This is a genomic window from Mycobacterium sp., assembly GCF_049278535.1.
In the GTDB taxonomy this organism is placed as follows: Bacteria; Actinomycetota; Actinomycetes; order Mycobacteriales; family Mycobacteriaceae; genus Mycobacterium.
In genome coordinates this window covers 17,512-28,361 of sequence record NZ_JBAPMI010000246.1, presented here as the reverse complement: position 1 = coordinate 28,361, position 10,850 = coordinate 17,512, and the positions used below count along the sequence as shown (strand labels likewise).

General features: G+C 65.0%; 11 protein-coding genes. 9 read left to right on the top strand and 2 right to left on the bottom strand.

The genetic code is table 11. The features are described 5' to 3' along the window. From WAO18_RS16885 to WAO18_RS16845, 9 genes are all read left to right on the top strand, one after another. The coding region (locus WAO18_RS16885) for a molybdopterin dinucleotide binding domain-containing protein (protein ID WP_422207394.1) at positions 1-307 on the top strand (307 nt) is incomplete at its 5' end. Further along, positions 304-1,563, top strand: a complete 1,260-nt coding sequence (gene nuoH, locus WAO18_RS16880) for an NADH-quinone oxidoreductase subunit NuoH (RefSeq protein WP_422207393.1) — start codon at positions 304-306, stop codon at positions 1,561-1,563. The genes WAO18_RS16885 and nuoH, both read left to right, overlap by 4 nt. Next, positions 1,556-2,101 carry an NADH-quinone oxidoreductase subunit NuoI gene (gene nuoI / locus WAO18_RS16875; RefSeq protein WP_422207392.1) on the top strand — a complete coding sequence of 182 codons (546 nt, stop codon included), beginning with the start codon at positions 1,556-1,558 and terminating at the stop codon, positions 2,099-2,101. Before nuoH ends, nuoI begins: the two co-directional genes overlap by 8 nt. Before the next feature lie 2 nt (positions 2,102-2,103). Further along, a complete protein-coding gene (locus tag WAO18_RS16870) occupies positions 2,104-2,916 on the top strand; it encodes an NADH-quinone oxidoreductase subunit J (protein ID WP_422207397.1) in 813 nt (270 codons plus the stop codon). Continuing rightward, entirely contained in the window at positions 2,916-3,215 is a 300-nt protein-coding gene (gene nuoK, locus WAO18_RS16865; protein ID WP_422207391.1) for an NADH-quinone oxidoreductase subunit NuoK, read from the top strand. Before WAO18_RS16870 ends, nuoK begins: the two co-directional genes overlap by 1 nt. 15 nt (positions 3,216-3,230) lie before the next feature. Further along, positions 3,231-5,114: an NADH-quinone oxidoreductase subunit L gene (gene nuoL, locus WAO18_RS16860; RefSeq protein WP_422207396.1), complete on the top strand. Its 1,884-nt coding sequence runs from the start codon at positions 3,231-3,233 to the stop codon at positions 5,112-5,114. Continuing rightward, positions 5,108-6,685 carry an NADH-quinone oxidoreductase subunit M gene (locus WAO18_RS16855; RefSeq protein ID WP_422207390.1) on the top strand — a complete coding sequence of 526 codons (1,578 nt, stop codon included), beginning with the start codon at positions 5,108-5,110 and terminating at the stop codon, positions 6,683-6,685. The genes nuoL and WAO18_RS16855 overlap by 7 nt, the downstream gene beginning before the upstream one ends. Further along, positions 6,682-8,286 carry an NADH-quinone oxidoreductase subunit NuoN gene (gene nuoN, locus WAO18_RS16850; protein ID WP_422207389.1) on the top strand — a complete coding sequence of 535 codons (1,605 nt, stop codon included), beginning with the start codon at positions 6,682-6,684 and terminating at the stop codon, positions 8,284-8,286. The genes WAO18_RS16855 and nuoN overlap by 4 nt, the downstream gene beginning before the upstream one ends. Further along, complete coding sequence (locus WAO18_RS16845) at positions 8,283-9,062, top strand: enoyl-CoA hydratase (protein ID WP_422207388.1); 780 nt, start codon at positions 8,283-8,285, stop codon at positions 9,060-9,062. The genes nuoN and WAO18_RS16845 overlap by 4 nt, the downstream gene beginning before the upstream one ends. Here WAO18_RS16845 and WAO18_RS16840 read toward each other — a convergent pair. Both WAO18_RS16840 and WAO18_RS16835 read right to left on the bottom strand, forming a co-directional pair. Continuing rightward, positions 9,059-10,363, bottom strand: a complete 1,305-nt coding sequence (locus WAO18_RS16840; RefSeq protein WP_422207387.1) for an FAD-dependent oxidoreductase — start codon at positions 10,361-10,363, stop codon at positions 9,059-9,061. The genes WAO18_RS16845 and WAO18_RS16840 overlap by 4 nt on opposite strands. Before the next feature lie 143 nt (positions 10,364-10,506). Further along, on the bottom strand, positions 10,507-10,776 hold the full coding sequence (locus WAO18_RS16835) for a three-helix bundle dimerization domain-containing protein (RefSeq protein ID WP_422207386.1): 270 nt from the start codon (positions 10,774-10,776) through the stop codon (positions 10,507-10,509). Positions 10,777-10,850: the final 74 nt, after the last annotated feature.

Sequence of the window (10,850 nt, the reverse complement as noted above, 5' to 3'; positions counted from 1 at the left end):
GGCCGTGCTGGCGGGCTGGCGGATGCTGCTCGACGACGGGCGGCTGCAGGACGGCGAGCCCCATCTGGCCGGCACCGCCCGCACCCCGGTCGTGCGGTTGTCCGCAGCGACGGCGGGCGGCATCGGGGCGGCGGACGGCGACCAGGTCACCGTCAGCACCGCGCGCGGCGCGATCACTCTGCCATTGACGATCACCGAGATGGCCGACCACGTCGCGTGGCTTCCGCTGAACTCGCCTGGCTCGGCGGTGCACCGGACGTTGGGCGTCACACCTGGCGAGGTAGTGCGAATTGGGGTGGCCTCATGATTGGCTTCGGACACGACACCTGGTGGCTGATCCTGGCCAAATCGCTTGTGGTCTTTGTGTTTCTGGTGCTGACCGTGCTGATCGCGATCCTCGCCGAGCGCAAGATCCTGGGCCGCATGCAGCTGCGTTGGGGACCCAACCGCGTGGGGCCGCGCGGCTATCTGCAGAGCCTGGCCGACGGCATCAAGCTGGCGCTGAAGGAGCCGATCACCCCGTTCGGCGTCGAGAAGCCGATCTTCCTTCTGGCACCGGCCATCTCGACGATTCCCGCGATCACCGCCTTTGCGTTCATCCCGTTCGGGCCGCAGGTTTCGGTATTCGGTCACTGGACCCCGCTGCAGGTGACCGACTTACCGGTGGCGGTGCTGTTCATCCTTGCGCTGTCGTCGATCGGCGTTTACGGCATCGTGCTGGCGGGATGGTCGTCGGGCTCGACCTATCCGCTACTGGGCGGCGTGCGCTCGACCGCGCAGGTGATCTCCTACGAGGTCGCAATGGGCCTGTCGTTCGCCACCGTGTTCCTCTTCGCCGGGACGATGTCGACGTCGCAGATCGTGTCGGCCCAAGATCGGGTCTGGTACATCTTCCTGCTGCTGCCGTCGTTCACGACCTACCTGGTGTCGATGGTCGGCGAGACCAACCGGGCGCCGTTCGACCTGCCCGAGGCCGAAGGCGAACTGGTCGCCGGTTTCCACACCGAGTACTCGTCGCTGAGCTTCGCGATGTTCTACCTCGCCGAGTACATCAACATGACCACGGTGTCAGCGCTGGCCGCGACGCTGTTCATGGGTGGCTGGCACGCGCCGTGGCCGCTGAACATGTGGGCCGGCGCCAACAGCGGCTGGTGGCCGGTGCTGTGGTTCACCGCCAAGGTGTGGGTATTCCTGTTCTTCTACATCTGGCTGCGGGGCACCCTGCCGCGGCTGCGTTATGACCAGTTCATGGCGTTGGGGTGGAAGCTCTTGATCCCGGTGTCGCTGGTGTGGGCGCTGATTGCCGCGGCCATCCGCACCATGCGGAACCAGGGTTACCAGCATTGGACGCCGTTGCTGGTCGGCGCCAGCCTCGCTGTCACCGTCGTGCTGCTCTATTTGCTGCAACGACCGTTCAGCAACAGTCAAATACGCAAGCGGCGCCGCAACCAGCCGGTGGAGGCAGCGTCCTTCGAACCGGCCTTTCCCACGCCGGCGCTGCCCACACCGCCGCTGCCGGGCAAACCGCTGGCGCCGGCGACCAAGGAGACCGCCAATGGCTAAGTTCCTCAGTTCGCTCGCCGGTTTCGGCGTCACGTTCGGCTCAATGTTCAAACGGCCCGTCACCGAGAGCTACCCGGAGAACCCCGGCCCGGTGAAGCCGCGGTACCACGGCCGTCATCAGCTCAACCGCTACGCCGACGGCCTGGAGAAATGCATCGGCTGCGAACTGTGCGCGTGGTCGTGTCCGGCCGACGCGATTTACGTCGAAGGCGCCGACAATACCGACGAGGCGAGGTTTTCGCCGGGTGAGCGGTACGGCCGGGTGTACCAGATCAACTATCTGCGCTGCATTGGCTGCGGGCTCTGTGTCGAAGCCTGCCCGACCCGCGCGTTGACGATGACCAACCACTACGAGATGGCCGACGACAACCGCGCCGACTTGATCTACGAAAAGCAAAACCTGCTGGCTCCCATGCTGGAGGGCATGACCCCGGCGCCGCACCCCCGGGCCGAAGGGGCCACCGACGCCGACTACTACCGCGGCAACGTCACGGCAAATGGCTTGCGCGACAAGCGGAATCCGGACGTCAAGCAGTGATTATTTCTGGGTTCGCTCCGACGACTGGCCTGTTGGCCGCTGAAGCAATCACCCGCACGTCCACCGGTGAAGCGGTGACGTTCTGGGTGCTGGGCACGCTGGCGCTGATCGGGGCGCTGGGCGTGGTGATGGCCGCGAACGCGGTCTACTGCGCGATGTCGCTGGCGATGACGATGATCGTGCTCGCGGTGTTCTACATGATCCAAGACGCCTTGTTCCTCGGTGTCGTGCAGATCGTGGTCTACACCGGCGCGGTGATGATGCTGTTCCTGTTCGTGCTGATGCTGATCGGCGTGGATTCGGCGGAGTCGTTGGTGGAGACGCTGCGCGGACAGCGGGTTTCCGCCCTGGTGGCCGGTCTGGGATTCGGCGTCGTGCTCATCGCCGGTATCGGCAACGTCACCACCCAGGGCTACACCGGACTGACGCAGGCCAACGCCGGCGGCAATGTCCAGGGCCTGGCGGCGCTGATCTTCTCCCAATACCTGTGGGCCTTCGAGCTGACCAGCGCGCTACTGATCACCGCGGCCATCGGCGCGATGATCCTGGCGCACCGGGAACGCTTCGAGCATCGCAAGACCCAGCGCGAGATGTCCATCGAGCGGTTCCAGCCCGGCGGCCACCCCACCCCGCTTCCCGGCCCCGGCGTCTATGCCCGGCACAACGCGGTCGACACTCCTGCAAGACTCCCCGACGGCTCCCCCTCGCGGTTGTCGGTGCCCGCAGTCTTGGAATTGAGGCCGGTCCAGGATCGCGACATGCCGGCCAGTCACGGCTCCAACGGCTCAGGCGCCAACACCAGAGGGGGTGCGTGATGAATCCGCAGAATTACCTGTACCTCTCCGCGTTGCTGTTCACCATCGGTGCTGCCGGTGTCCTGTTGCGGCGCAACGCGATTGTGATGTTCATGTGCGTCGAGCTGATGCTCAACGCGGTCAACCTGGCCTTCGTCACGTTCGCCCGGCTGCACGGCCACCTCGACGGCCAGATGATCGCCTTCTTCACGATGGTGGTCGCCGCCTGCGAAGTGGTGGTCGGACTGGCGATCATCATGACGATTTTCCGTGCCCGCAAATCGGCTTCGGTCGACGACGCCAACCTGCTCAAAGGTTAGAGGCCCGTGACATCAGTGACACATCTGATCTGGCTGCTCGTCGCCTTGCCCGCGGCCGGCGCCGCGGTATTGCTGCTCGGCGGCAGGCGCAGCGACCCCTGGGGACACTGGCTGGGTTGCGCGACGGCCCTGGCGTCCTTCGGCGTCGGCGTCGCACTGCTGTCCGACATGCTCGGTCGGCACGGCGACGGCCGGACCATCCTCCAGAACCTGTTCACCTGGATTCCGGTCGGCGGCCTGCAGGTGGACTTCGGCATGCAGATCGACCAGTTGTCAATCTGTTTCGTGCTGCTGATCACCGGAGTCGGGTCGCTGATCCACATCTACTCGGTCGCCTACATGGCCGAAGATCCGGAGCGTCGACGCTTCTTCGCTTACCTCAACCTGTTCCTAGCGGCGATGCTGCTGCTGGTGGTGGCCGACAACTTCGTCGGCCTTTACGCCGGTTGGGAAGGCGTTGGCCTGGCGTCCTACCTGCTGATCGGATTCTGGTATCACAAGCCGACCGCGGCCACTGCGGCCAAGAAGGCGTTCGTGATGAACCGGGTCGGCGACGCCGGGCTGGCGCTGGCGATCTTCGTGATCTTCGCCAACTTCGGCACGCTGTCCTACGCCGGCGTGTTCGGTCAGGCGGCGGGTGCCAGCCACGCCGCGCTGACCTGGATCGGACTGCTGCTGCTGGCCGGTGCCTGCGCCAAGTCCGCGCAGGTTCCGCTACAGGCCTGGCTCGGTGACGCGATGGAGGGCCCCACCCCGGTGTCCGCGCTGATCCACGCCGCGACCATGGTGACCGCCGGCGTGTACCTGATCGTGCGATCCAACCCGCTGTACAGCCTGTCCCCCGATGCCCGGCTCGGCGTGATCATCGTCGGGGCCGTCACGCTGATGTTCGGGGCGATCATCGGTTGCGCCAAGGACGACATCAAACGCGCACTCGCCGCGTCCACGATGAGCCAGATCGGCTACATGGTGTTGGCCGCGGGCCTGGGGCCGGCCGGCTACGCGTTCGCGATCCTGCACCTGCTCACCCACGGGTTCTTCAAAGCCGGCCTGTTTCTCGGCTCCGGCGCGGTGATCCACGCGATGCACGAGGAACAGGACATGCGCCACTACGGCGGACTGCGTAGCGCGCTGCCGATCACCTTCGCCACCTTCGGGCTCGGCTACCTGGCGATCATCGGGGTGCCACCGTTCGCCGGCTTCTTCTCCAAAGACGCCATCATCGAAGCGGCGTTGGGAGCAGGCGGAGCAGGCGGCTGGATACTGGGTGGCGCTGCCTTGCTGGGCGCCGGCATCACCGCGTTCTACATGACCCGGGTGATGCTGCTGACCTTCTTTGGCGAAAAGCGTTGGGCCGCAGACGCACATCCCCATGAAGCACCAGCCCTGATGACCTGGCCGATGATCCTGCTCGCGGTCGGATCGGTGTTCTCCGGCGGGCTGTTGGGCTGGGGCGGCACGCTGCGGCACTGGCTGGAACCGGTGACCACCTTCGAGGAGAGCTCGCCAGTTGTGCCGTCGTGGGTGATCAGCGCGGTAGCGGTCGGCGTCGTCGCCGTCGGCTTCCTGATCGCGTTGTGGCGCTACCTCGGTCGCCCGGTACCCGAGACGGCACCGGCCGACGTGTCGGTGCTGACCGTCGCCGCCCGCAGGGATCTGTACGGCGATGCCTTCAACGAGGAGGTGTTCATGCGGCCGGGTGCGCAGCTCACGCACGCGCTGGTCGAGTTCGACGATCAGGGTGTGGACGGCTCGGTCAACGCGTTGGGCAACCTGGTGGCTCGCACCTCTGAGTGGCTACGCGGCTTCCAGACCGGATTCGCCCGCAACTATGCGTTGTCGATGTTGGCGGGAGCCGCGCTTGTCGCGGCCGCGATTCTGGCGGTGCAACTGTGGTGACGTTCCCCTGGCTTTCCGTGCTGTGGCTGGTGCCGCTGGTCGGTGCCGTGGTGATCATCCTGGTGCCGCCGGGGGGCCGGCAACTCGCCAAATGGCTTGGCGTGACGGTGTCGGTGGTCGTGCTGGCCCTGTCGATCGCGCTCGCTGCGCAATTCAAGGCCGGCGGTCCGACCTACCAGTTCGTCGAATCTCACCCGTGGATACCGGCATTCGGCGCGGGGTACACGCTCGGCGTCGACGGCATCGCGTTGGTGCTGGTCTTGTTGACCACCGTCTTGGTGCCGTTGCTGTTGGTGGCCGGCTGGAACGACGGCGGCGAACGATCCCGAGGGACGCAGGCCTACGTGGCGCTGACGCTGACCATCGAGTCGATGGTGCTCGTCTCGGTGGTCTCGCTGGACGTGCTGCTGTTCTACGTCTTCTTCGAGGCGATGCTCATCCCGATGTACTTCCTCATCGGCGGTTTCGGTGGCGGCGCCCACCGATCCCGCGCCGCGGTGAAGTTCTTGCTGTACAACCTCTTCGGCGGTCTGATCATGCTGGCCGCGGTGATCGGCCTGTATGTGGTGACCGCCCAGAATGGATCGGGAACGTTCGACTTCCGTCAGATCGTCGCCGCCGTCACCTCGGGTTCGTTGACCGCGTCGTCGGCCGTGACCAAAGCGCTGTTCCTGGGATTCATGTTCGCCTTCGCGATCAAGGCTCCGCTGTGGCCGTTCCACCGCTGGCTGCCCGACGCCGCGGTGGAATCGACGCCGGCGACCGCGGTTCTGATCACCGCGGTGATGGACAAAGTCGGCACCTTCGGCATGTTGCGTTACTGCCTGCAGTTGTTCCCTGACGCGTCAACGTATTTCCGCCCGCTAATCGTCACCTTGGCCGTGATCGGCGTCATCTACGGCGCGATCGTGGCGATCGGCCAGACCGACATCATGCGACTGATCGCGTACACGTCCATCTCACACTTCGGCTTCATCATTCTCGGCATTTTTGTGATGACGACTCAGGGCCAGAGCGGATCGACGCTCTACATGCTCAACCACGGCATATCCACCGCCGCGGTGTTCCTGATCGCGGGATTCCTGATCTCGCGCCGCGGCACCCGGTCGATCGCCGCCTACGGCGGCATCCAGAAAGTGGCCCCCATGCTGGCCGGCACATTCCTCATCGCGGGTCTGGCCACCGTGTCACTGCCCGGGTTGGCGCCGTTCGTCAGTGAATTCCTGGTGCTGATCGGCGCTTACAACCGCTACTGGCTCTCCGCGGCGGTCGGCGTGACGGCGCTGATCCTGTCCTCCATCTACATTCTTTGGCTGTACCAACGCGTGATGACCGGCCCCGTCACCGCCGGCAACGAACGGATCCGCGACCTGGTGCCGCGCGAAATCCTGGTCGTCGCACCGCTGATCGCGCTGCTGCTGGTGCTGGGGATCTACCCGAAGCCGGTGCTCAGCGTCATCAATCCCGCGGTGGCGAACACCATGGCGACAATCGGTCAGCATGATCCGCCACCGATCGTCCGGCCAGGCACTGCGCACCTACCCGGAATAGCGGAAGGACCGCGCCCATGACGTCTCTTCCTGTGCCCACGCCCAGCGTCGAATATGGTTTGCTCTCACCGGTATTCATCGTCTTCGGAGTCGCCGTCGTCGGCGTCCTGGTGGAGGCATTCCTGCCCCGACGAGCTCGCTATGGCGCCCAGGTCCTGCTCGCCCTGGGTGGCCTGATCGCCGCGTTCGCCGCGGTCATCGTCGTCGCCAGGCAGCTTGATCCCCCGGGCCGCACCGCGGTGCTGCATGCACTGGCCGTCGACGGTCCGACACTGCTGCTGCAGGGTGCGATCCTGTTGGTCGCGGTGCTCGCCGTGATCTTTTTCGCCGAGCGTCACCACGGCGACAACCCGGCCGCCGGTCCGGGCGCCGCCACCGCCACTGCCCATGTCCCCGCGGGACTGGATTCCTTTACGCCGCAAGCATCGGCGGTGCCGGACAGTGCGGCCGAGCACGAGGCGTCGCGGGCCGGAGCAAGCCAGACCGAGGTGTTCCCGCTGACCATGCTGGCGGTCGGCGGCATGCTGGTATTCCCGGCCGCCAACGACCTACTGACTATGTTCGTGGCGCTCGAGGTGCTGTCGCTGCCGCTGTACCTGCTCTGCGGACTGGCTCGTCACCGCCGCTTGCTGTCCCAGGAAGCAGCGGTGAAGTACTTTCTGCTGGGCGCTTTTTCGTCAGCGTTCTTCCTCTACGGCGTTGCGTTCCTCTACGGCGCCACCGACACGCTCTCGCTGCCCGGTATCGCCAAATCGCTCGCGGCCAACCACAGCCACTCGATGGCCTTGACCGGCGTTGCGTTGTTGTCGGTCGGACTGCTGTTCAAGGTCGGCGCGGTGCCCTTCCATTCGTGGATTCCCGATGTGTATCAGGGTGCGCCGACACCGATCACCGGGTTCATGGCCGCGGCAACCAAAGTCGCGGCATTCGGCGCGCTGCTGCGGGTCGTCTACGTCGCGCTGCCGCCGCTGCACGACCAGTGGCGACCGGTGCTGTGGGCCATCGCCATACTGACCATCGCGGTCGGCACCGTCACGGCGGTGACCCAGACCGACGTCAAGCGAATGCTGGCGTATTCGTCGATCGCGCATGTGGGCTTCATTCTCACCGGCGTGATCGCAGACAATGCAGTGGGTCTCGCATCGACGATGTTCTACCTGTTCGCCTATAGCTTCAGCACGGTCGGCGCGTTCGCCGTCGTGGGTCTGATCCGCAACTCGCACGGCGAAGAGGATGCGACCATGTCGCACTGGGCCGGCCTGGGGCAACGCTATCCCGTTGTCGGCCTGCTCTTTTCGATGTTCCTGCTTGCCTTCGCCGGTATTCCGCTGACCAGCGGGTTCATCAGCAAGTTCGCGGTGTTCCAGGCGGCCGCCAAGGGCGGGGCGGTGCCGTTGGTCATCATCGGTGTGATCGGCAGTGCGGTCGCCGCCTACTTCTACGTCCGGGTGATCGTGCTGATGTTCTTCACCGAGCCGCACGCCGAGCCGGTTCAGGTCGCGATGCCGAGCTTCTGGAGCAAGGCGGCAATCGCGGTGTGCGCGGTAGTCACCATCGGTTTGGGCATCTTCCCGCAGCCGCTACTCGATCTCGCCCGGCAGGCCGCGCAGTTCGTGACATGACAGCGGCGCTGGTCCTCAGCGACGACGCCGGCCCGGTTCGGGTACTGACCATGAACCGGCCTGAGGCACGTAACGCGTTGAGTCCGAAGCTGATCGGGACGTTGTATGCCGCGCTCCGCGCCGCCGACGACGACGCGTCAGTGCGGGCGGTGGTGCTTACCGGAGCCGACCCGGCGTTTTGCGCCGGCGTCGACCTCAAAGAGGCTCAGCGGCTCGGCCCCGCCTACTTCGAGCAGTTTCAGACCGAGAACTGCATCCGACAGACCGCCGAGATGCACAAGCCGATCATCGGCGCTGTCAACGGCGCGGTGTTCACCGGCGGACTGGAGATGGCCTTGGGTTGCGACTTCCTGATCGCCTCTGAGCGTGCGGTTTTCGCCGATACCCATGCTCGCGTCGGAATCCTGCCGGGAGGCGGAATGACGGCGCGACTTCCGCAGGTAGTCGGTGCCGCGATGGCTCGCCGGTTGTCGATGACCGGCGAGGTGGTCGACGCCGCGGGTGCCGAGCGGATCCGGCTCGTTACCGAAGTTGTGTCGCACGATCAGCTGCTGCCCCGAGCCATTGAGCTGGCCGGCCAGATCGCTGAAATCCCAGCACCAATCATGGCCGGCCTCAAGGAAATCTACGTCACCGGTGCAGCCGCGATCACCGATCCGGCCCTTGCCGCCGAACAGGCCATCGCCGGTGCGCAGACGCTGGACCGCGACGGCCTTCAACACCGCTACGCCGAGATCAGCGCGCGCAATCGCAGCCAGATACAGAAGAAGCCCTAGGTAAGCAGCGGGCTGAAGTCGGTCGGCGGGTCGACCAAATTCATTGACCGGTACAACTTCTCGGTGACCGCCAGACTGCTCTCGGCCGCGGACAACATCGTCTCGCGGAAGTCCAGCAGTAGCGTGGACGCCGGTTTGTCGGGGTCTCCGTTGTCCATGTAGAGATCGTTGAACTGGTTGGACGCCCACATCGGACCGATCTGCTCCGCCGCGGCGGCGAAGAATCGCCGACTCAGATCGCCGCTTCCCTCGGCCAGACACTCCTGCAGAGCGGTCGCCTCGAGTGCGGCCACCGTCATGCCCTGGCCGTAAATGGGATTAGTACTGCAGATCGCATCGCCGAACACCAGGAAGCCTGCCGGAAAACGGTCCATCTGGTCATAGCGCCGCCATATCGCGCCCGGGTAGCGGAAGACCGAAATGTCGCCGATCGGCTCGCCCCGCTTCAGCGCCCTCAACAAAGCTGGTGGCGCGAATTGGGTGGCCATCCGGATCATGCCGGTCAGGTCCTTGGGTGGTTCGTTGTCCGCCAGCCGGGTCAAGGTGAAAATCCAGGTGTCGTGCTCGTATACCGAAAACGCACCGCCGGTGGGCTTTTGCGGTTCTGGAACGACGAAGGTCATGCGCTCTTTGATGATTCCGTCCGGGATGCGCATCAGCAGGCTGGTGTAGTTCGCGTTGGTCGTCGACCGCTCGGCGACCGGACGTCCATAGCCCAGGCCGTCCAGGAAGGCCGGAGTGCGCGCGCTGCGGCCCATCGCATCGACCAGCAAGTCGGCGTCGAGCACGCGCTGTACGCCGGTCTCGCGATCGACGACCTTGGCGCCGGTCACCCGTTGTGAATTCGGAGCGATCGGATCGACGAAGTCGTGGCCATCGAGGATTTCCACGTTGTCGATGGCGCTGATGCGTTGTCTGACATGCGATTCCAGCAGCGGACGACTCAACAGGTGCAGCCGGACCGCCGCCGGATCACTGAACTTGCCCTCTCTGCTCAGCTCGTGTCCGGCCAGCCTGATCGACACCCGGGACAGGTCGCCGTCATCGCAGACCTCCGCGCCGGCGGCGATCAGGTCCTCGTGGATGCCGGGGAACAACCGCGCTAATTCCTGGGCGCCGCGACTCCACAGGACGTGGAAGTGGCGGCCCTGAGGAACTCCGCGGCGCGGGTCGACAGTGTCGGGCAGCTTGTCCCGTTCGATCACCGTCACCGTGTCGTAAAAATCGCTGAGCACCCGAGCGGCCAGTAATCCACCCATTCCCGCGCCGCAGACGACCGATCGTGCCCCCAACTTGCCCACCGATGTGCCCTCTCGCAGATAGACCGCTGTCGAATAACCCTACACAAATAGTTAAGTAACTAGGCCGAAACCGGGATGAGCAGAGCGGCCAATCCTGGCCGCCTGCAAGGAAAATGTGTTCGCCGCCGCTGCGACGTCCTCGACTAGACCGCAGCGATGGTGTTGAGGTCAGTCACATCCATATCGTCGAGCGCGACTGCTGCCAGATCAGGCCGCAATACGCTTAGCTCCTCGAGTTCCTCATCTGCCCGTCGTTGCACGAGCAACGGAATGAAGCCCCTAACCCTGCTGCTTTGGAACTGCGAATAAGCATGCCTCACGACGGTGGTGACGTGTTCCGTCGGAAGCGCCGAATACTTCTCGGCGAGCCGACGCTCCACCTCACTAATTAACGCCCGCTCTTCTTGAGGCATCCCGACATTCTTGCTCCCGATCCACGCGCCGGTCAAGACGTTCCGCGCAAGCTGATTCGGGAAAGTCCCAGGAC

Excerpts from the sequence above, each read along its gene's own strand:
- nuoH (WP_422207393.1), top strand. The coding sequence starts at position 304 with ATGATTGGCTTCGGACACGACACCTGGTGGCTGATCCTGGCCAAATCG.
- nuoI (WP_422207392.1), top strand. The coding sequence starts at position 1,556 with ATGGCTAAGTTCCTCAGTTCGCTCGCCGGTTTCGGCGTCACGTTCGGC.
- nuoK (WP_422207391.1), top strand. The coding sequence starts at position 2,916 with ATGAATCCGCAGAATTACCTGTACCTCTCCGCGTTGCTGTTCACCATC.
- nuoN (WP_422207389.1), top strand. The coding sequence starts at position 6,682 with ATGACGTCTCTTCCTGTGCCCACGCCCAGCGTCGAATATGGTTTGCTC.
- WAO18_RS16845 (WP_422207388.1), top strand. The coding sequence starts at position 8,283 with ATGACAGCGGCGCTGGTCCTCAGCGACGACGCCGGCCCGGTTCGGGTA.
- WAO18_RS16835 (WP_422207386.1), bottom strand. The coding sequence starts at position 10,776 with ATGCCTCAAGAAGAGCGGGCGTTAATTAGTGAGGTGGAGCGTCGGCTC.